The organism is Glutamicibacter sp. Je.9.36 (genome assembly GCF_051129975.1).
Classification (GTDB): domain Bacteria; phylum Actinomycetota; class Actinomycetes; order Actinomycetales; family Micrococcaceae; genus Glutamicibacter.
Genome location: NZ_JBCPSN010000002.1, coordinates 130,675 through 152,518, shown reverse-complemented (window position 1 = coordinate 152,518; position 21,844 = coordinate 130,675). Strand labels below are relative to the sequence as shown.

20 protein-coding genes and 2 tRNA genes are annotated in these 21,844 nt (G+C 60.3%); 6 read left to right on the top strand and 16 right to left on the bottom strand.

Annotated features, from left to right (window positions below):
• Nucleotides 1-78: 78 nt before the first annotated feature.
• The 5 genes from AAZQ98_RS05030 to AAZQ98_RS05010 all read right to left on the bottom strand — a co-directional run bounded on the left by AAZQ98_RS05030 (nucleotide 79) and on the right by AAZQ98_RS05010 (nucleotide 2,617).
• Entirely contained in the window at nucleotides 79-687 is a 609-nt protein-coding gene (locus AAZQ98_RS05030; RefSeq protein ID WP_434690293.1) for a class I SAM-dependent methyltransferase, read from the bottom strand.
• A 112-nt stretch (nucleotides 688-799) separates the two neighbouring features.
• A tRNA-Val gene (locus tag AAZQ98_RS05025) sits at nucleotides 800-875 on the bottom strand.
• A 682-nt stretch (nucleotides 876-1,557) separates the two neighbouring features.
• Nucleotides 1,558-1,633 (bottom strand) — tRNA-Val (locus AAZQ98_RS05020).
• A gap of 115 nt (nucleotides 1,634-1,748) precedes the next feature.
• Nucleotides 1,749-2,201: a redoxin domain-containing protein gene (locus tag AAZQ98_RS05015; protein WP_434690291.1), complete on the bottom strand. Its 453-nt coding sequence runs from the start codon at nucleotides 2,199-2,201 to the stop codon at nucleotides 1,749-1,751.
• Nucleotides 2,201-2,617: a DUF3052 domain-containing protein gene (locus AAZQ98_RS05010; protein WP_105657750.1), complete on the bottom strand. Its 417-nt coding sequence runs from the start codon at nucleotides 2,615-2,617 to the stop codon at nucleotides 2,201-2,203. The genes AAZQ98_RS05015 and AAZQ98_RS05010 overlap by 1 nt, the downstream gene beginning before the upstream one ends.
• Before the next feature lie 362 nt (nucleotides 2,618-2,979).
• Between AAZQ98_RS05010 and aceE the strand changes: the two genes are divergently transcribed.
• From aceE to AAZQ98_RS04980, 6 genes are all read left to right on the top strand, one after another.
• A complete protein-coding gene (gene aceE / locus AAZQ98_RS05005; RefSeq protein WP_434690289.1) occupies nucleotides 2,980-5,724 on the top strand; it encodes a pyruvate dehydrogenase (acetyl-transferring), homodimeric type in 2,745 nt (914 codons plus the stop codon).
• A gap of 156 nt (nucleotides 5,725-5,880) precedes the next feature.
• Nucleotides 5,881-7,092, top strand: a complete 1,212-nt coding sequence (locus AAZQ98_RS05000) for a PucR family transcriptional regulator (RefSeq protein ID WP_388021900.1) — start codon at nucleotides 5,881-5,883, stop codon at nucleotides 7,090-7,092.
• A 176-nt stretch (nucleotides 7,093-7,268) separates the two neighbouring features.
• Nucleotides 7,269-8,192, top strand: a complete 924-nt coding sequence (locus AAZQ98_RS04995; RefSeq protein WP_434690286.1) for an ACP S-malonyltransferase — start codon at nucleotides 7,269-7,271, stop codon at nucleotides 8,190-8,192.
• Nucleotides 8,193-8,411: 219 nt separating this feature from the next.
• Complete coding sequence (locus AAZQ98_RS04990; RefSeq protein ID WP_105657746.1) at nucleotides 8,412-8,657, top strand: acyl carrier protein; 246 nt, start codon at nucleotides 8,412-8,414, stop codon at nucleotides 8,655-8,657.
• A 120-nt stretch (nucleotides 8,658-8,777) separates the two neighbouring features.
• A complete protein-coding gene (gene fabF, locus AAZQ98_RS04985) occupies nucleotides 8,778-10,025 on the top strand; it encodes a beta-ketoacyl-ACP synthase II (protein WP_105657745.1) in 1,248 nt (415 codons plus the stop codon).
• Nucleotides 10,026-10,218: 193 nt separating this feature from the next.
• Complete coding sequence (locus tag AAZQ98_RS04980; protein ID WP_434690282.1) at nucleotides 10,219-10,794, top strand: dihydrofolate reductase family protein; 576 nt, start codon at nucleotides 10,219-10,221, stop codon at nucleotides 10,792-10,794.
• A 6-nt stretch (nucleotides 10,795-10,800) separates the two neighbouring features.
• Here AAZQ98_RS04980 and AAZQ98_RS04975 read toward each other — a convergent pair whose 3' ends face one another.
• From AAZQ98_RS04975 to AAZQ98_RS04925, 11 genes are all read right to left on the bottom strand, one after another.
• Complete coding sequence (locus AAZQ98_RS04975) at nucleotides 10,801-11,187, bottom strand: VOC family protein (RefSeq protein WP_434690280.1); 387 nt, start codon at nucleotides 11,185-11,187, stop codon at nucleotides 10,801-10,803.
• A 298-nt stretch (nucleotides 11,188-11,485) separates the two neighbouring features.
• Nucleotides 11,486-11,989, bottom strand: coding sequence for a DUF3145 domain-containing protein (locus tag AAZQ98_RS04970; protein ID WP_105657742.1), 504 nt, complete (start codon nucleotides 11,987-11,989; stop codon nucleotides 11,486-11,488).
• A 141-nt stretch (nucleotides 11,990-12,130) separates the two neighbouring features.
• Nucleotides 12,131-13,126: a tyrosine recombinase XerC gene (locus AAZQ98_RS04965; protein ID WP_434690277.1), complete on the bottom strand. Its 996-nt coding sequence runs from the start codon at nucleotides 13,124-13,126 to the stop codon at nucleotides 12,131-12,133.
• Nucleotides 13,127-13,159: 33 nt separating this feature from the next.
• The gene (gene dprA, locus AAZQ98_RS04960) at nucleotides 13,160-14,404 is read right to left on the bottom strand and encodes a DNA-processing protein DprA (RefSeq protein ID WP_434690274.1); all 1,245 of its coding nucleotides are present in this window, start codon (nucleotides 14,402-14,404) and stop codon (nucleotides 13,160-13,162) included.
• Nucleotides 14,405-14,412: 8 nt separating this feature from the next.
• The gene (locus tag AAZQ98_RS04955) at nucleotides 14,413-15,972 is read right to left on the bottom strand and encodes a YifB family Mg chelatase-like AAA ATPase (RefSeq protein ID WP_434690271.1); all 1,560 of its coding nucleotides are present in this window, start codon (nucleotides 15,970-15,972) and stop codon (nucleotides 14,413-14,415) included.
• Nucleotides 15,969-16,331, bottom strand: coding sequence for a YraN family protein (locus AAZQ98_RS04950; protein WP_332595130.1), 363 nt, complete (start codon nucleotides 16,329-16,331; stop codon nucleotides 15,969-15,971). Before AAZQ98_RS04950 ends, AAZQ98_RS04955 begins: the two co-directional genes overlap by 4 nt.
• A 161-nt stretch (nucleotides 16,332-16,492) precedes the next feature.
• Complete coding sequence (locus tag AAZQ98_RS04945; protein WP_105657739.1) at nucleotides 16,493-16,813, bottom strand: DUF2469 domain-containing protein; 321 nt, start codon at nucleotides 16,811-16,813, stop codon at nucleotides 16,493-16,495.
• Nucleotides 16,813-17,538: a ribonuclease HII gene (locus AAZQ98_RS04940; protein WP_105661214.1), complete on the bottom strand. Its 726-nt coding sequence runs from the start codon at nucleotides 17,536-17,538 to the stop codon at nucleotides 16,813-16,815. Before AAZQ98_RS04940 ends, AAZQ98_RS04945 begins: the two co-directional genes overlap by 1 nt.
• Before the next feature lie 10 nt (nucleotides 17,539-17,548).
• Nucleotides 17,549-18,253, bottom strand: a complete 705-nt coding sequence (lepB, locus tag AAZQ98_RS04935) for a signal peptidase I (RefSeq protein WP_434690267.1) — start codon at nucleotides 18,251-18,253, stop codon at nucleotides 17,549-17,551.
• A 164-nt stretch (nucleotides 18,254-18,417) separates the two neighbouring features.
• On the bottom strand, nucleotides 18,418-19,005 hold the full coding sequence (locus tag AAZQ98_RS04930; protein WP_434690265.1) for a hypothetical protein: 588 nt from the start codon (nucleotides 19,003-19,005) through the stop codon (nucleotides 18,418-18,420).
• A 173-nt stretch (nucleotides 19,006-19,178) separates the two neighbouring features.
• Entirely contained in the window at nucleotides 19,179-21,515 is a 2,337-nt protein-coding gene (locus AAZQ98_RS04925; RefSeq protein ID WP_434690263.1) for an LPXTG cell wall anchor domain-containing protein, read from the bottom strand.
• Between the last annotated feature and the right edge of the window lie 329 nt (nucleotides 21,516-21,844).

Below are 21,844 nucleotides of genomic sequence, written 5' to 3'. Positions count from 1 at the left end.
GAGGCCTTTCAAGAGCAATTGCACGTCGCATGGAAGCGAAGTGGCCTTTTTCCTGCAGTGTTCGGGTCGCGCTTGGAGCTATTTGCGCCCGAGTACGGCGACCAGGAAATCGTCGGCAGGCAGATGGAAGCTCCAGGTCGAATAGCGCTGTTGCAGTGCCAGCCCCGCCTCCAAAGCGTCGGCCTCGAAGTCATCGAACTCGTAGCCGCGTCCCGAGCCGAAGCCGATGATCACGCGCCCGTCTGCGGCCAGATGCCTGCGCAGTTGTTGCAGTGCCGGGCGGCGTTCGGACTCGGAGAGGAAGGTGACGACATTGCCGGCCGAAACGATCAGATCGAACTCCTGGTACTCCCCCGCTGAGTCAGCGATGGTGAAGTCAGCCAGATTGCCGACCTGCCATTGGGCTTTGGGATAATCCGCCCGGGCAACATCGATTAAATGCGGGTCGAGGTCCACGCCAACCACTTGGTGCCCTTGCTCGGAAAGCCAGCCGCCGATGCGCCCGGTCCCGCATCCGGCATCCAGGATTCTGCTGCCCCGGGCAACCATCGCGTCAACGGCGCGAGCTTCCCCGAAAATATCCTGGCCTTCGGCGGCAAGCGTGCGCCAGCGCTCGGCGAAATTCTGCGAGTGGTCCGGGTTCTTGCGAACGGTGGCGAGCCAAAGGTTTTCTTCTGGTGCAGTCATGAATCCAGTTTCGCACTTTCGCTGGCATTCGGCGATTGGCTGGTGTCGGCCGGGAACACGAAGAAGACCGCTTCAATCACTCTGGAAAGAGTGCTTGAAGCGGTCTTCGTTTTGGTGGGCCCTACCGGGATCGAACCGATGACATTCACGGTGTAAACGTGACGCTCTACCAGCTGAGCTAAAGGCCCTCCTGCAGTGTGTAAAATCGGGAAGTTTCTTTCCGTCATTCCTTCGCTGCAACAAGTAATAATCTAATGCATCCCGAACTGACTTGGCAAATTGAAATGGAGGTTTTCGCGAAAGAGTGCCGAGCGTCACCACATCGGCGGATCCCGGAACCAGCATTCCAGTGCTGCCGTAGGCACGGTCTAGGTAGTTCGCGTGCATCGGCAATCCGCAACTGCCAGCTTTGCCCCCCATGCCTACTTATTCCACGCTGCACCGCTGGGACCAGCGCCACCGAGGCGCGAGCTCAGTCCTGCGCGTAAGAACATGAGGCGCCCGGATCTGCGGACCTGCCCGGCAGGTGGAAGCGAAGCAACCCGATGAGCGATGACACGTACCAAGAAGCGGTGATCGAAGACGGTGCCGCCACCCTCCACAGGGCCATGGAAAACAGCGATGCCAGATCGCTGTACCGGGTTCGCAGATTCGAAACACCCTCCGGTGCCGCGCAAGGGCCACCGGTTCAGCAATACTGGCTTCGGACGATAATGCCAGGAGTCCAGCGTCATCGGGGATCAAATATTCCATGAAGCCGGCACTATGGGCACCGCAGGACTTGCCCGAGTGGAAAAACGGGATTAAGCCCCAAAAATCGCCTCCAGAAGACAAAAAATCCCCGATCCGAATGGATCGAGGATTCTTATTTGGTGGGCCCTACCGGGATCGAACCGATGACATTCACGGTGTAAACGTGACGCTCTACCAGCTGAGCTAAAGGCCCTTACCATGTTCGCTTTTGCAAGCCAACGAGGAATAACTCTACACAGGTTTTTGCGTCCGGGCAAATCGGTGAGCCGACTTTTTTCGTGAACTGGAGCACAGCCCATATCGGCACGCTAAACGGCGCGTTCCACTGCCGCCTTGTAATCATCAATGCTTCTTGGCTGCGTCATCTCGCTGCGGAAAATATCGCGCACTTCACCGTCAACCAGATACAGCGTCAATCTGGCAGCGACCCCTCGCTCCTGGTCAAAGGCGTCGGCTTGTTGCGCCACCGCTCCATGCGGCCAAAAATCGGCCAGCAGCTCGAAGTCCAGGCCAAGCGACTGCGCATAGTTGCGCAGGGTGAATTTATGGTCCACCGAAATGGCCACGATGCGAACCTGGTGCTGCGTGAAGAATTCGTAGTGCTCTTGGAGTGTTGCCAGTTCCGACCCGCATACCCGCGAAAATGCCCAGGGATAAAAGACAACCAGCACCCGGCCGCTAGACAGCCCGGTACTGGTTATCGTTTCGCCGTACTGATTTTCCAGCGAGAAGTCGAACAGGCGTGAACCTGTTTGAATCATTAGTTCTTCTTACGCGGGGCGAGGCGGATTGCGGACCAATCCTCCGAAACGCCTTCACTAGTAGTTACATGCAGGCCAGCGGTTGGCGCCTCCTGCTGGATAAGTGCTGGGGATACATGTCCCTCGCGGCCCTGCTTAGGAGTAAGCAGCCAAACGATGCCACTCTCGTCCAAGCAGTTCAGCGCGTCCATCAATGCGTCAACTAGATCTCCATCGCCGTCGCGCCACCAGAAAATGACTGCGTCGACAACGTCATGGTCCTCTTCGGTGAGCAGCTCTGAACCAATCAGGTCCTCGATCGATTCGCGCAGATCGTAATCCACGTCATCGTCGTAACCCAGTTCCTGAATAAGGTCTTCATTAGCGAAGCCCAATTTTTTGGCGGGCTCCAAGTTTGCCGATACGGCGTCGCTCACTTCATTCCTCCTGCTGGTGCAAAGCGTTACTACCAACGAAACACGGTTTTGCCGCTCCGTTCAAGCGCTACAGCGATAACACGCCGAACAAATATAACCCACATTCCAGTGACCCGCATCATATTGACATGGCCATCGGGAAGTTAGCTCCCGTACCTAGTTGCGCAAGTCACTTCAAATATCTGATTTAAACCGGTTTTTGCTGGAAAACGCGCCACAAAACTGGATCGTTTAACACTAGAGTTGCATATGAACCGGCAGTGCACATCATTCCAGTGCTACTGCACCCGTTGTCCCAATACCGATGCACCGCAGCGCAAAACTGCACAGCGTCGGAGCCGCAATTCAATCAAGGAGCTTCCGTGGCTGTAGAGGAACACATCTCCCAGATCCGTAGCGGGTTGACTTACCAGCTGTCCGATCGGGATCCTGAGGAAACTCAGGAATGGATGGACTCGTTTGACTCCCTCGTAGAGACCCAGGGCACCGAGCGTGCCCAGTTCATTATCCGCTCGCTGCTGCAGCGTGCAGGTGCAAAGTCCGTGGGCGTGCCTCACGTGACCACCACCGACTACGTGAACACCATTCCTGTGGACCAGGAACCAGAATTCCCGGGCGATGAGGCCATCGAGCGCCGCTACCGCGCCTTCATGCGCTGGAATGCCGCCATCATGGTGCACCGCGCCCAGAACCCCCATATCGGCGTTGGCGGGCACATCTCCACCTACGCCGGTGCAGCGACCCTGTATGAAGTAGGTTTCAACCACTTCTTCCGCGGCAAGAACCACCCAGGCGGCGGCGACCAGGTCTTCTTCCAGGGCCACGCCTCGCCAGGCATGTACGCCCGCGCATTCCTCGAAGGCCGCCTGTCCGAAGAGGACATGGACGGCTTCCGCCAGGAAAAGTCGAAGGAAGGCCACGCGCTTCCTTCCTACCCTCACCCGCGTTCCCTGCCTGACTTCTGGGAATTCCCCACCGTCTCGATGGGCATCGGCCCAGCTAACGCCATCTACCAGGCGCAGCTGAACCGCTACCTGCAGAACCGCGGCATCAAGGACACCTCGGACCAGCAGGTCTGGGCCTTCCTGGGCGACGGCGAAATGGACGAGCCGGAGTCGCGCGGCTTCCTGCAGCTGGCTGCCAACGAAAAGCTGGACAACCTGAACTTCGTCATCAACTGCAACCTGCAGCGCCTTGACGGCCCGGTTCGCGGCAATGGCAAGATCATGCAGGAACTGGAAGCCTTCTTCCGCGGTGCCGGCTGGAATGTCATCAAGGTTGCTTGGGGCCGCGAGTGGGATGCCCTGCTCGAAGCAGACAAGACCAACGCGCTGGTTGACATCATGAACCAGACCCCGGATGGCGACTACCAGACCTACAAGGCCGAGTCCGGCGCATTCGTTCGCGAGCACTTCTTCGGCCAGCGTCCGGAAACCAAGGAATTGGTTGCCGACATGAGCGACGACGAGATCTGGAACCTGAAGCGTGGCGGCCACGATTACCACAAGGTCTACGCCGCCTACAAGGCTGCCGCGGAGTTCAAGGGCAAGCCGACCGTTATCTTGGCCAAGACCGTCAAGGGCTACGGTCTGGGTTCGCACTTCGAGGCTCGCAACGCGACCCACCAGATGAAGAAGCTGACCATGGAGGACTTGAAGAAGTTCCGTGATCACCTGCGCATCCCTATCACCGACGAGCAGCTCGAAGCGGACCTCTACACTCCTCCGTACTACCGCCCAACCGAGGATTCGGCTGAGTACAAGTACATGATGGAGCGCCGCGAGGCCCTGGGCGGTTCGGTGCCTACCCGCCGCCAGGAAGCTTCGAAGAAGCTGTCCCTGCCAGGCGAGAAGACCTACGCGATCGCCAAGCGCGGTTCGGGCAAGCAGCAGGCGGCCACCACCATGGCCTTCGTGCGCCTGCTCAAGGACCTGATGCGCGACAAGGAATTCGGCCACCGCATCGTGCCGATCGTGCCAGATGAGTCCCGTACCTTCGGCATGGACTCGTTCTTCCCGACTGCGAAGATCTACAACCCGGGCGGCCAGAACTACCTGTCCGTGGACCGCGATCTGGTCCTGGCCTACAAGGAATCCCCTCAGGGCCAGCTGATCCACCCGGGCATCAACGAGGCCGGCGCTGTCGCAGCCTTCACCGCTGCCGGCACCAGCTACTCGACCCACGATGAACCGCTGATCCCGATCTACGTGTTCTACTCGATGTTCGGCTTCCAGCGCACCGGCGACCAGTTCTGGGCAGCCGGGGACCAGATGACCCGTGGCTTCATCATCGGCGCTACCGCCGGCCGCACCACCCTGACCGGTGAAGGCCTGCAGCACGCAGATGGCCACTCGCCAATCCTGGCCTCGACCAACCCTGCTGTGATCACCTACGATCCGGCCTACGGCTACGAAATCGGCCACATCATGCGCTCCGGCCTGGAACGCATGTACGGCGGAACCCACGCCGATCCGAACGTGATGTACTACCTGACCGTGTACAACGAGCCGATCAGCCAGCCAGCTGAGCCGGAGAACGTTGACATCGAAGGCATCATCAAGGGCATCCACCTGCTCAAGGAAGCTACCACCGACGGCCCGCGCGCACAGCTGCTGGCCTCGGGCGTGGCCGTGCCATGGGCGCTGGAAGCCCAGGCCATCCTGGCCGAGGAGTGGGGCGTTTCGGCTGATGTCTGGTCGGTCACCTCGTGGAACGAACTGGCCCGCGACGGCCAGCGCGCCGACGCCGACGTGCTCGTGGATCCATCGAAGCCGCGCCGCACCCCGTACGTGACCTCGAAGCTGGAGTCCACCCCGGGCCCAGTCATCGCGACCACCGACTACATGCGCGCCGTGCCCGAGCAGCTGCGCCCGTACGTGCCAGGTGAATTCCACACCTTGGGCGCGGACGGCTTCGGCTTCTCGGACACCCGTGCCGCAGCCCGCCGCTTCTTCAAGATCGATGCGCACTCGCTGGTAGTGCAGACCTTGCAGTCGCTGGTTGAGCGCGGCGAAATCCCTGCGGACACCGCAGTGAAGGCGCACGCCAAGTACGACCTGAACAACGCCAACGCCGGCCAGTCCGGCAACGCTGGCGGCGACGCCTAGGCCCCAAGGCCCAGGTGCCCGGAGCTTGCTCCGGCGCAGCATTGAGCAGCTGCCCGATGACGAGGATTTCCTCGTTGCCGGGCAGCTGGCTCATTTAATCTCACCTTTACCTGCTGTGCCGGGCGCGGGGGAAGAAAAGAAACTAAGCTGGAACCCATGAGTCCTGAAATGGATGCCGCCGCAGCTCCGAAGAACCGTCCCAGCCGATCCCAGGCACCCAGCAGTGAAACGCTCAAGCGACTCAAAAGCCATATTGGCGTCCTGTCCACCACCGCGCTGAAGTACCTGGACCAGCAACTGCCCTGGTACCGATCGCTGGCGCCCAATGAGCGCGCCGCCCTGGGACTGATCGCCCAGAAGGGCATCTCCACCTTCGTTACCTGGTACGAGGATCCCTCCTCCACCCCGTCCTGGGTGGTGACCGACGTCTTCGGCGCCGCTCCCACGGAGCTGACCCGTTCCATCTCCCTGCAGAAGGCCTTGGGCCTGTTGCGCACCATCGTGGAAGTGGTCGAATCCCAGGTGCCCGACATCGCCGCCGAGCACGAGCAGGCAGCCCTGCGCGAAGCGGTGCTGCGCTATTCGCGCGAGGTCGCTTTCGCCGCCGCCGATGTCTATGCCCGCGCCGCCGAAACCCGCGGCGCCTGGGACTCGCGCTTGGAGGCCCACGTGGTCGACGCGGTGCTGCACGGCGAGGCCCACGACTCGCTCTCCTCGCGCATTGCGGCCATTGGCTGGAAGTCGCAGAAGAATATCCGCATCCTGGTGGGCACCACCCCTTCGTCCAACCCGGCCACCTTCGTCTCGGCCCTGCGCCGTATTGCCATCCGCTACTCGCGCGATTCGCTGGTGGGCGTGCTCGGCGACCGCTCGGTGCTGATGCTTTCGGACACCAAATTCGAAGAAGCGGATCTGAGCCGGCTGACCCGGTTCTTCGGGCCCGGCCCGCTGGTCTACTCCCCCATGGCTCCGACGGTGAAGGAAATGCACCACGCCGCGGTGGCAGCCGTGGCCGGATTCAGCGCCGCCAAGGCCTGGCCGCAAGCACCGAATCCGGTCGGTGCCGATGACCTGTGGCCAGAGCGCGCCTGCAACGGCGATGAACTGGCCCGCACGGCGCTGGTGGACCAGGTCTACATGCCGCTGCAGCAGGCCTCCAATGGCCTGGCTGAAACGCTCTCCAGCTACTTGGCGCTCGGCCACTCGCTCGAAGGCACCGCCCGGGAACTGTTTGTCCATGCAAACACGGTGCGCTACCGGCTCAAGCGGGTCAGCGAAGTCACCGGTTGGGATCCGCTGGTTCCCCGGGATGCCTTCGTCCTGCAAACCGCGCTGCTTTTCGGACGGCTTCACGAATCGAACTTGTAGGCTTCAACCAAAGAGCGTCGAGCTCCCGACACCGATATTTCCGAGTTGATCGCGCATTACAGCGGAATTCAGCTTCTGGATACGCTAGGCTTTTGTAGAGATCCTACAAACAGTCACCACGAGCTTGGTACTCAAATGAAGCGCCAAAAGCTCCCAACATTTGGAAAGCTGTAAGAGTGTTAGCAATCGTTTGCCCCGGACAGGGCTCCCAGACCCCAGGTTTCCTCACCGAATGGCTCGACGTCGATGGCGTGGCCGAGCATTTGGAGGCGCTCAGCTCGATCACCGAGCGCGACCTCACCGCCCACGGCACCACCTCCGATGAAGAAACCATCAAGGACACCGCCGTCGCCCAGCCGCTGATCGTCGCCGCCGGCCTGGTCACCGCCCGTGCGCTCTTTGGCAGCTCGCTGCCGGCAGGCGCCGTGGTGGCCGGCCACTCGGTTGGCGAGATCACCGCGTCGGCCCTGGCCGGTGCGCTGGACGAAGCTGACGCCATGAATTTCGTGAAGGTCCGCGCCAACGCCATGGCCGAAGCCGCTGCGGCGGCTCCGACCGGCATGGCAGCAGTGCTCGGCGGCGACCCGGATGAGGTCCTGGCCAAGCTCGACGAACTGGGCCTGACCCCGGCCAACGCCAATGGCGGCGGCCAGATTGTGGCCGCAGGAACCATGGAGAAGCTCGCGGCCCTGGGCGAGAACCCGCCGGCCAAGGCTCGCGTGATCCCACTGAAGGTTGCCGGCGCATTCCATACCGCGCACATGCAACCAGCAGTTGGCATCCTGGAGGAACTGGCCGGAACCATCACCCCGAAGGAACCAGCGGCAACCCTGCTCTCGAACTTCGACGGCAGGGCCGTAGCCGATGGCCAGGCGAACCTCGATTCGCTGGTCGCCCAGGTATCGCGCCCGGTCCGCTGGGACCTGTGCATGCAGACGCTGGCCGAAGCTGGCGTGACCGGAGTGCTGGAACTGGCACCGGCCGGAACCCTTGTGGGATTGGCCCGCCGTGGTCTCAAGGGCGTGAAGACCCTGGCGGTGAAGAGTCCGGCGGATCTGGAAGCTGCCAAGGCGTTCATCGCCGAGCACACCGCCAACTAGGCTTTTGCGCCGTTCACAGATTGTGCACGCCGGGAACGTCATGTTGCGTCCACCGAGCGCGTCTCTGGCCTAAGCTTTAAACCGACGAAACGTGCCGCGCATTCTTGATGCGCCACCAAAGTTTCACTAAGCCGGCTGGAACCGGTTCCTGGAAACAGGATCCGCGCCCAGCCACAAAAATGACCGGAGTCCTCCGGCTAAGAAGAAAAGGAGCCATCCATGGCTAGCAACGAAGAAATCCTGGCGGGCCTCGCCGAAATCGTCAACTCCGAGACCGGCCTGGACGAAGCAGACGTGCAGATGGACAAGTCCTTCACCGAGGACCTGGACATCGACTCGATCTCGATGATGACCATCGTCGTTGAGGCTGAGGAAAAGTTCGAGGTCAAGATCCCTGACGAAGAGGTCAAGAACCTGAAGACCGTCGGCGACGCCGTCAACTTCATCGCTGCGGCACAGGCCTAAGCTTCCCGGCGTTTTTCGCCACACCGTTGTGCGGGCAAGCCGCGCACACCGGCCGGTACGTCAAGCCGGCCCCCTGAATTTCCAAGCACAGTTCTTATTCGCACAGTAGAGAGTTTGATGATGGCGCGCAAAGTAGTGATCACCGGTCTCGGAGCCACCACCCCAATCGGCGGGGATGTCCCCACCCTATGGGCAAACGCCCTCAAGGGCGTCTCCGGCGCCGTAACCCTGGAAGATGACTGGGTTAAGGAATACGACCTGCCGGTCACCTTCGCCGCCCGCGCTGCTGTGCAGCCGACCGAGGTACTCTCCCGCCCGGAGACCAAGCGCATGGACCCATCGACCCAGTTCGCTGTGGTTGCGGCCCGTGAAGCCTGGGCCGACTCCGGCCTGGTCAAGGAAGAGATGGACCAGAACAAGCTGGCCGTTGCCTTCGCTACCGGCATCGGCGGCGTCTGGACCCTGCTCAACGCCTGGGACACCCTGCGCGAAAAGGGCCCACGCCGCGTCCTGCCCATGACCGTGCCAATGCTGATGCCTAACGGCCCAGCAGCTGCCGTGTCGCTGGACCTGGGTGCCGCCGGTGGCGCGCATACCCCGGTTTCGGCTTGCGCTTCGGGTACCGAGGCGATGCACGTTGGCCTGGAGCTGATCCGTTCGGGCAAGGCCGATGTGGTCATGGTCGGTGGCGCAGAAGCCGCGATCCACCCCATGCCGATGGCCGCCTTCGCGTCCATGCATGCACTCTCCCGCCGCAACGATGATCCGACCAAGGCTTCGCGTCCCTACGACACCGACCGTGATGGCTTTGTCATGGGCGAGGGCGCTGGCGCGCTGGTACTGGAAGCCGAAGAGCATGCAATCGCCCGCGGTGCCCGCATCTACGCCGAGCTGGCAGGCTCCTCGGTCACCTCCGATGCGCACCACATCACCGCACCGGATCCAGAAGGCATGGGTGCAACCCGTGCGCTGAAGGCTGCCATGTTCGATGGCCGCATCCAGCCAGAGGACGTAGTCCATGTGAACGCCCACGCAACCTCCACCCCAGTTGGCGACAAGCCGGAATACGCTGCGCTGAAGAACGCCCTGGGCGATCACCTCGAGAACGTGTGGGTATCCGCGACCAAGTCGCAGATGGGCCACCTGCTGGGCGCCTCCGGTGCCGTGGAGTCCGTGCTGTGCGCACTGGCCATCTACAACCGCAAGGCCCCGGTGACCATTAACCTGGACAACCAGGATCCAGAGATCCCATTGAAGGTCGTCACCGGCCAGCCTGCGCAGCTGCCTGCAGAGGGCTCCATCGTTGCGCTGAACAACTCCTTCGGCTTCGGCGGCCATAACGCCGTGGTCGCCATCCGCAGCGTCTAGCCGTTCCGGCAGCTGCAGGCGAGCGCGCCACTGGGCTGGTTGAAGATTACTCTTCAACCAGCCCAGTGGTCTTTAACCCCGAAAGAATTGGCTCAGAGCCATTGCTTCGGTCCTGACAGGTTCGTTAAGCTCAAGTACCGCCTCATGTCGGAGGCAACTGCCGGTACTTGCCACGAGCAAAGGATCCCTTCCCATGCGCACCCTGATCGCCACTTCCTTCGTCTCTTTGGACGGTGTCGTCCAAGCCCCGGGCGGCGAACCCGGCTACCGCAATTCAGGCTGGACGATAAACTCGGTCGAGTTCGACCCCGCTGCCTACGAACTGAAGGGCGCCGAGCAAGAAGAAGCCAGCGCCATGCTCTTGGGCCGGAACAGCTACGAGGCCTTCTGCGCGGTGTGGCCCTCGATGACCGAGCAGTTCCCGCAGTACAACGCGATGCCCAAGTACGTGCTCTCCACTACCTTGCAGGAAAAGGACTTGGCCGGGAACTGGGGCGAGACTGCGATCTTGCGCTCGGTCGCCGATGTGGCGCGGCTTCGAGCCGGCGACGGCGGCCCGATCAGCATCCATGGTTCGGCAACGATGGTCCACTCGCTGCAAGAACATCAGCTCATCGACCAGTACAACCTGCTGGTCTTCCCGGTTTTGCTTGGTGCAGGCAAGCGCCTTTTCAGCGACGCGAGCCTGGACGCGCAGAAGCTGGCCCTCATTGATTCGCAGGTCTACTCCAACGGCATCCAGAAGAACGTGTTCAAGGTTCAGCGCTAGCTGGTCCTAGCTGGCTGCGGACAGGTAAGGCCGGGTGATCAATTCCAGGTAGTGCCCGGAAGGATCAAGCAGGTAGACTCCCCGGCCGCCGTGTTCATGATTAATCTGCCCTGGCAGCTGCCGTTGGGGATCGGCCCAATGCTCCATATTCCCCTCGCGGATAGTCGCGTAGGCGCGGTCGAAATGCTCGTCATCGAGCAGGTAGGCATAGTGCTGCGCTGGGAAGTCCATCGGTGGTGCAGCGAATTGAAGCAGCACCCCGTGGGCCAGGCTGATGTTGGTAAATGGTCCCCAGCTTGATTCCGCGCGGGCTTCGAGCAGCTCAAGATAGAACTTTGCCATGCGTTGCGGGTCGAGTGAAGCGATGATGGTGTGGTTGAACTGTGCGGTCATGTCTCCCTTTCGTGGTTCAGATGTGCTGTTCTTTGGTGAAATGCATCTGGCACGGGAGGGCCGCGGATCAGGGAACGACCAGTTTGCCGTTCCGGGAGTGGCCGCATATGGCCTGACTGGTCTTCATCGCCATCGAGCATAGCACTGCCCTTCGGCACTTCTCCACAACCGCAGTTTTTAAAGCAAGAAGTGGGATCCCCGGCATGGGATCCCACTTCTTTTGGGTAACAACCCCGCACCATCGGGGTTGTATCTGAGTGCCTGTTGAGAAGTCACTCAGGGACTAGATAACCAGTTGCTAAACCACCTGGTTGAGCCATCGAACAGGCGCGTCTTCGCCTGCGTGACGGAAGGGTTCAAGTTCTTCATCCCAGGGCTCGCCGAGAGCGATGGACATCTCCTGGTAGAAGACCGAGGGATTGCCGTCGCCCTTTTCATAGGCCCACCGGATGCGTTCTTCGCTGACCATGACGTTGCCAGCGCAATCAACGGTGGCGTGGAAGATGCCAAGATCAGGGGTCACGGACCAACGGCTGCCGTCGGCACCCGGGCTTGGGTCTTCGGTGATTTCGAAACGAAGATGCTGCCAACCATGCATCTCACTGGTCAGCAAAGCGCCGGTACCTTGCGTACCTACCCACTCGATTTCGGCGCGACAAAATCCGGGTGCGACGTGCTGTTCGGTCCACTCCATTTTTACTGGAGTACCGAGCACGGACCCGATTGCCCATTCCAGATGTGGGCATAGCGCTGCAGGGGCGGAATGAATATAAATCACGCCTCTGGACATCGGTGCAGACATGCCATCCTCCGTTGCGGTGTTGATCGTCTTCCCCTACGTCAACATCGTTCCGGTGCCATCGCCGCCGATACTTCCATTTTGCCCGATGAAGAGGCCTTTCGCCACCCAGAAAGGCTATTTTTGTAGATTGGTACCAAATAGTCAGGCTCGCGGATGGGCCTGGCGGTAGCTTTGCCTCAATCGGTCAACCGAAACGTGAGTATATAGCTGGGTCGTTGCCAGCGAAGCATGCCCGAGGAATTCCTGGACGGCACGCAAATCTGCGCCGCCATCCAGCAGATGCGTTGCTACGGTGTGCCTTAACGCGTGCGGGCCGCTGGCAGCGGTATCCCCCAGCGATTGCAACGCCTTGGAAATGACCTCGCGTGCCTGGCGGACATTCAAGCGCGCACCGCGCACCCCTACGAGCAAAGCGCCTTGAGCTTCCTGGCGGGCCAGGACCTTGCGATGCGACCGAATCCACCCGATGATCACGCGCTCTGCGGGCTTGCCAAACGGAACAACCCGTTCCTTGTTGCCCTTGCCGAGAACCTTGACGGTGCGTCGTTCGAAGTCGATGTCGTCAACGTCCAAGGCCACGAGCTCGCTGATACGCAGGCCGGATGCGTACAGCAACTCGGCGATGACTTTATCGCGTGCCGCTACGGCCTGGCTCTTGGCATCGGGGGCAGGTTCCGGCTTGCTCTCGCTGACTTCTTTTCCAGCAGGCGGCTGGGCTGTTTCGGAGAGCAAGCGGTCGATCTGGCTTGGCTGCAAAACATGCGGAAGACGCCGTTCCTTCTTGGGCGCGGCCAGCCGCAGGGCAGGATCCGCGTCGATCAGCTGATGCTTCAGCGCCCACGCGAAGAAGTTCTTCACCGCAGAGATCCTGCGGGCCAAGGTGGTGCGGGAAATCTGCGATTCATGAAGCTGCGCCAACCAATCGCGGAGCGTATCAACTGAAATCTGCTTGAGGCTCGGATCCTGCGCATGGTGGAGCAAAAACTGGCCGAGGTTCCGCAAATCCACTTCGTAGGCTCGCAGGGTATTAGTGCTGCGGCCGCGTTCGCGTTGCAGGTACTCCAGGTAGTCCGCCACCGGCTCAGCGAATTTTGCTGACATCGCATTGCTGGCGTGCGTCGTTGATTCTTGCTTCATCACTATTGAGGATACCCTCACCTGCGTCACCGGTCAGTTTTGGCGCACCAACTTCCATGCCAGGCCATCAGTGGCAGCCATTTGCAGTGTCTCCAATCGGTTGATGGCGCGTAGCGTCTGGATCAGTGGCACCCCGCTGCGGGCAGAGATCTCATCGACCAGCATTCCTTTGATGAAGGACATGATGTCGTACACCATTGCTTCGTCCCTACCCAGGATGTCCGTCGGGCGTTGCTGAACTTTGGCACTCCGCGGCTCCGCTTGGCAGTGGTGGCCAACCAGGCCCAGCGCATCTTGCGGGCTGGCGAGCAGGGCCGCACTGCCTTCTGCAATCAATCGGTGGCACCCTGCGGAGTTGGGCGCGAAAACACTTCCGGGAACGGCCGCTACATCGCGTCCCAGCTCGACTGCATGGCTGGCGGTGTTCAGCGCTCCTGAGCGGTGGCGCGCTTCGCTGACGATGACCAGCCTGCTCAATGCCGCGATCAGCCGGTTGCGGTTCAGGAAGCGGAAGCGTGCTGATGTGGTTCCGGGAGGCACCTCTGAGATCAGCACGCCGCGAGCAATAATCTGGTTGAGCAGGTTGCTGTTGCCCGAAGGGTAGAGCCGATCGATGCCGCCAGCCATAACCGTGATGGTTGGCGGGTTCGGATGCTGCCAATCGTCCACGCTCAGAGCGGCCCGGTGCGCGCTGGCGTCAATGCCGTAAGCGCCACCCGAGACGATGGTGTACCCGTTCAGGGCCAGGGTCCGGCCAAGATCGAAGGTGACTTGATCACCGTAGTCACTGGCATCGCGGGAGCCGACAATCGAGACGCTGCGGGCCAGCTCTTGGCCTTCGAGCAACTGCGGGTTCGCTGAACGCCACCACAGGCACAAGGGACGTCCCAGTTCCAGGTCGGCTAGCTGTCGCGGCCACGAAGCATCGTCCGGGATCAGCAATCCGCCACCCGCGCGCGCAGCGGCATCCAAGGCTCCCGCCGGGTTGCTCAGCGACAGGCGCTTTCTCCATCGGGCCAAGGCTACCCTCAAGTCTTGTGCGCCATCCCCGGGCGGGTGGAATCCGAGGATTCCGTCGACCGGCGCTTTGAGCGCGGCCGGATAGAAATCCTCCCGCTGGATCAGGCGCAGCAGTTCCTGTGGGCTCATCAGTTCCAGCAAGGCCGTGGCCACATAGTCGTTGGGCTCGATAAGTTGGTTCAGATGGGCGTAGACCCGGCGCTCCTGGCTGGTTGGAGCCGAGGCTTTTCCGGCAGTGTTCACATCGTTGAAAGTCATGGCCTTACCTAGCTATTTTCCAAGTTCTGGCGAAGGTGAGCGGCGATGGCCAGATCATCCTCGGTAGGTGCTGCATGCCCTTGCTGGTCTGCAACCGTCCACGCGACCCGCAGGAGGCGGTGGATGGCACGCGCAGAGAGCCCGCGTCGTGTGGCGAGTTGTTCAAGCGCCGCCCGGGTCTTGGCCGGGTATTCCAGTTCATTCCTGAGGATCTGAGTTGGTATTTGCGCGTTGCAAGCAATGGAGAACTTTCCCAGCCGCTCCTTGCTGCGTGCCCGGGTGGCCAAGACGCGTTCACGCACCTGTGCACTGGATTCATTTGGTACCCCGCTCAGAAGCTGTGCTTGCGCTACCGGATTGACTCTGACTTGCAGATCTACACGGTCGAGGATGGGTCCTGAGAGCCGGGCGAAATAGCGCCGGCGGGCCATGGGCGTACAGGTGCACCCGGTACCGGTGCCGAAGTTTTTTCCGCAGGGACACGGATTGGAGGCCATGATGAGTTGGAAACGGGCCGGCAGCCGCTGGTGGCCGCGTATCCGCGCAAGGTTGATATAGCCTTCCTCGATCGGTTGGCGAAGCGCATCAAGTACTCCGGTGTGGAATTGCGCTGCTTCATCGAGGAATAGAATGCCCTGGTGCGCGCGGGTAATGGCCCCGGGAATGAGTTGTGCGGTTCCGCCGCCAATCAGGGCTGAGCGGGACGCGGTGTGGTGCGGCGCCACGAAAGGCGGGGTGCGTTGCAGCTGGTCCAATTCCCCGGATCCGCCCCGAGTAATGGAATGCACCGCGGTGGCTTCAAGCGCTTGCAGGTCATCAAGTGGCGGCAGAATCGATGGCAGGCACTTGGCCAGCATGGTTTTGCCGGCGCCGGCCGGTCCGACCATGATCAGGTGGTGCCCACCGGCCGCGGCCAGTTCCAAGGCGAGCCGAGCTTCCTGCTGCCCGTTGACCAGGCCCAGGTCCGCATCGCCCGAGGCAGCAGTTCCTGCGGCAGGGCCGGCAGATTCGGTGGGCGCCTGCGGCTGCCGGTGGCGCAGGTAAGTGGTGACCTGTTCGGCTGGGGCACCGCAGCAGGTGAGGACCTGTCCCAGATGGCGTAGCGCCATGACCTCGATTCCATGCACCAGCCTCGCTTCCGCACCGTTAGCCTCAGCCACGATCACCCGGTCAAGACCATGGACCTTGGCCAGCTGCACCGCTGGCAGCACCCCGGGTACTGGCCGCAAGGTGCCATCCAAGCCGAGTTCCGCCATGTACATCGTGCTCGGTGACGCGAACAGCTGTTGATCAGCGGCCAAGGCGGCGATGACGATGGCCAGATCGAAAGCTGATCCATACTTGGGCAGGGTGGCTGGCGAAAGATTGACCGTCAGTTTCCGGTTTGCCAGAGGAATCCCTGAATTCCTTGCCGCGGCTTTGATTCGTTCGCGGGCCTCGCTCAAAGATGCATCGGGCAAGCCCAGCAACACGAATCCTGGGATGCCGTTGCCGAGGTCGGCCTCGACTTCCACCAGTGAGGCGCTGACCCCGTGCAGGGCCACTGCGCTGGTGCGGGCGGTGCTCATGAGCGCACGTTCTCATGCAGCCGGCATTCGAACCCTGTTGCTGTCAGATAGACCTCGACGATGTCCACGCGAAGTTCGGCGAGAAACATGCGATGGCATTGGGCCCAGGAAATCAGCAACCTGTTGAGCCGGCGGAACTTTGCCGCGCTGATCGCCTCGAAGCCCGATCCATAGCGTTGCGAGGACCTCGTTTTGACTTCGACGGCGGTGATCTGGCCGTTGCCGGCTCTTGCTACCAGGTCCAGCTCCCCTGCTGGGCATCTCCAATTGCGATCGAGAATTTCGTAGTGCTGCCCGGTGAGAAATGCGGCGGCAGCTTGTTCGCCATCGGCCCCTAGGCGTTGCTTCGCGGTCTGCATGTTTGCTCCTCGATGTCTGCGATCCGTAATGGAAACATCGTCGGAGAATTATGGTCCACAGCGGCGGCGCCCGCCGCGGAATGTGGACAATTCGCTTTAAACGAGATCGCCGGCGCTGTTCCAGGAACAGAGCCGGCGATCGAATGCCGCAGTGACTCGTGCTAGGAGCCCAGCCCATCCTTCGGGATCTGGAACTCGTCAGGGTTCAGTTCCTCGACGTTGACGTCCTTGAACGTCAGCACCTTGACGGACTTCACGAAGCGCCCTTGCCGGTAGATGTCCCAGACCCACGCGTCGGTGAGGTTCAACTCGAAGTACACTTCCCCGGCGTTGGACAGGGTCTTCACGTCCACCTGGTTGGCCAGGTAGAAGCGGCGCTCGGTCTCGACCACGTAATTGAACAGCCCCACCACGGTCTTGTACTCGCGGTATAGCTGCAGTTCCATGTCGGACTCGTAGTTTTCCAGGTCGTCGGCAGCCATCACTTTGCTTTCTTTGTCGTGGCTTCACCTTGGGCCTGATCAGCACCCGAAGTCAAGTTCCAGCTCTTGCGGTGGTAGTCGCAGGGACCCTGCGCAACGATCGCGGCACGATGCGCAGCGGTGGCATACCCCTTGTTGATCTCCCAGCCGAAGGCCGGATGCTCGGTGGCCAGATCAACCATGATTCCATCGCGTTCGACCTTGGCCAGAATGGAAGCTCCGGCGATCGCCTGGCAGGTCATGTCGCCTTTGATGATGGTCGTCACCGGGATGTGCAGGCCCACGGGTTCGCGGTCATCGGCCAGGATGTCGAAGAGGTCCGGTTCCGGTGCGGTCAGCCAGTCGTAGCTGCCATCCAGAAGCGCCGCCTCGGGCTGTACCGCGCATAGCTCCATGGCCCGCGATCCGGCCAGGCGCAGGGCGCCAGTAACTCCCAGCTCATCGATTTCAGCCGCAGAGGCATGCCCGACGCCGTAGCCCACGGCCCACTGGCGAACTGGATCGACCAGTTCCGTACGGGTTTCCGGGCTCAGCAGCTTGGAGTCGCGCAGCGCTGGGAACTCCGTGACCTGCTCAATATCTATCACCGTCATTCCGACGGTAATCGGACCAGCCAAGGCGCCGCGTCCCACCTCATCGACCGCTGCGATATAGCGGAACCCATGCTTGGCTGCCAGGGCGCGCTCATGTTCTAGCGTGGTTGCCTTGCTCTTCAAAACGGCCATGGGCGGTGCCCTACTTTGCCACTGCGTGCGGGACGTTGGCGAAGACTTCTTCGTGCGAGTCGACGATGCCCCAGCGCGAGGTTGGCCAAGAGATCACCGAAGCGCGGCCCTGGACGGATTCGAGGTCGACGAAACCGCCCTGGCGATCGGCGTGGAAGCGGGAATCCGCGCTGGCACCCCGGTGATCACCCATCACCCAGATTTTTCCCTCTGGGACGGTCGCCTTGAATTCCATGTCTGACGGGCTGTCGCCGTCAAAGATGTACGGCTCCTCAATGGGCTCGCCGTTGATCGTGATGGCGCCTTCCGCGGTGCAGCATTCCACGGTGTCACCGGGCATGCCGATGATGCGCTTGACCAAGTACTGCTCATCAGCCGCTGGCAGCACGCCGACAAAGGAGAGCACATTCTGGAACGCGGTGGGGTACTCGGTCAGCGGTGGCAGCCATTCCTGGTCATCGCGGAAGACGACGACGTCGCCACGTTCCAGCTCGAACGGCCCGGGAACCATGAGGTTGGCGAAAATCCTGTCGTTGACCTCGAGGGTATGCTCCATGGAGCCTGACGGGATGTAGTAGGCACGGAAGAAGAAGGTCTTGATCACGAACGAGAGCAACAGCGCGATCGCGATAATGATGACAATCTCGCGGACGAAGCGCCATATTTTGTATAGGGGTCCCCTGCTTGGAGGAGTCTCTGCTGATGCTGCGCTCACGATTCGATTAGTACCTTCCATTGTCGCGTGTAATCCCCATCTTACGTGTCTTGCCAGGCGCAACGGATCATTGCATAGCCACGGCCAGTTGCCCAGAAACGCACCAATGGCCAGGTCCGTCGCCGGGCCTCGCCATTGGTGCGTCCGTACAAGCGGACTGCGGGCTACTGGGTGGCAGCAGGCGACATGATGCCACCGCTCTGCTTGAAGTCCACGGGGATTTCGCCGATGGGCTTCTCAGCTTCAATCAGCTTTTGGACTTCGTCCAGCTGGCTCTTATCCACCGACAGGGTGATGCCTCCCGTTTCAGGATTCAGCGTGTATGCATGGATGGCAGTGCGCACGGGGTTTTCCTGCTTGCCCTGCCACTTCATGATTTCGGAAATCGCCGAACGAAGCTCCTCGCTGCTGAATTGGACCAGGTGCCCGATGGCCCCGGCTTCTTCAATAGCGGATAGCTGCTCTTCACTGGTCGTCGAAACATTCAGCTGCCCGTCCTTGATCCAACCCTGGACGTATTCATCGCCCAAGGCTTCGGAGAGCTGGTCATTGGTCTGGAGCAATGCGTCTTGATCCACGGTGTTCCCGCCCGAGTTCTCTGTTTGCTGCGAGGATTCCGATCCCGTGGCACTGGCCGTGGCCTGCGCACCTGGATCGGTTCCCTGGCCGCAGCCGGTTAGCAATAGGGCAGCCATGGCGGCAGTAGAGGCCAGCATGATTGGCGTGCGTGAAGTTCTAGCGTTGAAATTCATAATTTACACCTCGGTGATATTCACGTTGCCGCAACGATCTTAGCTTTGAGACTAGTGCCGAAATCGTAGAGCAACCAAGGAGCTACATGTGTGCCAAGTAAAAATGCCCCGCTACTTGTTCTCAAGTAGCGGGGCATTTTCAGCAGGACCCAGTCCCGCCGGAACAGAATCCCTTAGCCGTGGCGACGTGCGTTGCGGCGGAACAGCAGGAATGCCGCACCGGCCAGGGCCATTGCGCCACCGGCGGCGATCAGCGGAACGCTGTTCGAACCGGTATCTGCCAAAGGATCGTCCTTCTTAGGAGTTTCCTTTGGAGTTGCAGACTTGCTTGGCTCGCCGTCCTTCTGGTCCTTCGGAGCCTCCGACTTGTCGTCGTCCTCCGAAGCGGAAGGAGAGGTGCTCTCCGATGGCTTGTCGCTCTCATCCTCGGAAGGCGATGGCGAGGTGCTCTCGGAAGGCTCAGTAGTTGGTTCCTCGGTAGGCTCCGTAGTTGGTTCCTCAGTTGGTTCCTCAGTTGGTTCCTCAGTAGGTTCCTCGGTTGGCTCCTCAGTAGGTTCCTCGGTTGGCTCCTCAGTTGGTTCCTCGGAAGGCTCCACAGTCGGTTCCTCGGTTGGAGTCGGAGTCGGTTCCTCAGTCGGAATTGGAGCAGCCACGATGACCACAGCGCCGTTAGCAGTTGCGGACTTGTCGAAGCCCTTCTTGGCTTGCACAGCGAAGCTGAAATCACCCAGATTTTCCGGCGCCTGGAAGGAGAATTTTCCATTACTTACGGATACGGTGTCGATAACCTTGCCGTCAACGATGACGTCTACTTTGGTACCGGTGACTGCACTTTGGACAGTACCGGTAATTGCTTCGCCAGCTTCAACCTCAGTTCCGTTAGCCACCGAAATTTCGGGAGTTGAAATGAAGAGTTTGACAGCGTATTCGCTAACTGGCGTCTTAGACTGTCCGTCTACCAACGAGGTATACAAAGCTACGCCTCCACCGTAAGCACTGTTAACGCCAATTGCCCGGGTTCCCTGGACGACCGAGCCACCGGAGTCACCGGGAAGAAGAGTATTTCCGTCAGGGTTAGCGCCCGTGTAGCCCCAAACGGCACGAACACTGTCTTCGCTCGGCTTACCGTTCTCATCGAAACCAGCTACGAAGAAGACTCCTTCTTCAAGGAGCTCAGAGCACTGCCAGCCAGTCGTACGTCCGGAGTTACATGCAGACTCACCTACAACGCCCTCGCCAGCACTGGTGATGTTAATGGTTTCGTCGCGCTCGTCCTTGCCCTCTGCCCACTTAGAAACACCTGGAAGGAGGTTTGCATCCGGGTTAATTGCATCAATTACTGCGATATCAGTGCCAATTTCCCAGTCGGCTACATTTTCTGGATCCCAAGGATGTCCGCCATTGCCGGCGGTTCCAAACTGGCTAAATCCAAAGGTACCCAAATGAATACCAATTCCGGCAGCCGCATCAACAGCGTCATGTTCGACGATTTTAACGTCCTTCATCGAACCGTCGATCGTGCAGTGTCCAGCCGTGATGACTGCATCTTTGCCGTCTGCGTTCCAAGCGTTGAGACCTACCGAGCAAAAGCCGATATTTCCCGAGTAGTCTCCGTCAGGGGTTGTTCCGTAGCCCATGCCACCGTATACGTCTTCAAGTGCGGCTGGCTTAGCTGGTCCGCCATCTTTCGACAGCTTAAGCTTGGCACCGTCAAGGCGCTCAACCGCGTCTTTCAGAGAAAGCTGCGGGTGGTTGCTCTTCGAGGCAGCTTTGGAAGCTTCAGTACCCTTAGTCTTACCCGCTCCACCCGCGCGGATAATAACTAGTCCTGCCTCATCAATAGTGACCGAGGTCAATTCTTTCAGCGCCTCGGGCGAAGCAGTGTTCTTGAGCTCTACCAGTACTTCATCAATGGTTGAGACGTCTTCTGTCTGCAACTCGACGGGTGCGCTCTCGACCGTTTTCTTTACTGCTGAAGGTGCAGCTGAATGCCTCTCTGAACCTTCCGCCTTCTTGTCGGTCTCAGTTGGAGCAACGGTAGCGGAAGCAGACGCCTCTTCAGCTTTTGCCGTCGCAGTTGCACTTGCCGCTACCGGATCTTCGCCAGCTTCGGGAGACTCCGCTGCTTCAACTTTTGCAATGATCTTCTTGGATGCGCTCAGATCAGCTTTTCCAACCTGTACGACAACGACGCCATCTTCGACGACCACATTGTTATTAATCTCGGCAGCTCGAAGAGCAGTCTTGATCTTGCTGGCCTTGGCTGACACCTTGGCATCTTCCAGGTACTCTCCCGGAGTCTCGCCCAGGTCGCGCTCAATTGCTTCGGCCAGGCCAGCGGTATCCACCGGCCCTTCGATAACGGCTGGCTTCTCGCCGGACGCGGCCGACGGCGATTCGGACACCGTCGGAGCTGCCGCGGCAGGCAGGAAGCTAGAGCCGACCACCAAGGCGGTCGCGGCTGCTGCAACGATGCCGCGTTGCGCAGTCTTCTTTTTTGGATGTGGCATTAATGCTTCTCCCAGATTTATGGTGCGAGTGCCCGCGCGTCCCCTTACCTAAGGGCGCGCGCGTAAGCACAGGTGTTGTTACCAAAATGAAACAATACTTGGTTCCGACACAGCTTTTCAACCATCGAATCCAACAAAAATATAAATTCCAGAACCCGTTTCACCTAGTCAAATAGCTCTACTCTCATCGAGCTTGGTTACAACTTACGTGCCAGTAGTATTGGTTTAAGATTGGACTTCTCTTTCTAATCCCTAGTCAGCTTGGTGGATCCTGAGTGTTGTCGCGAAATTTACACACCAATTGCACAGCAAATCGGGTGGGATGGAAA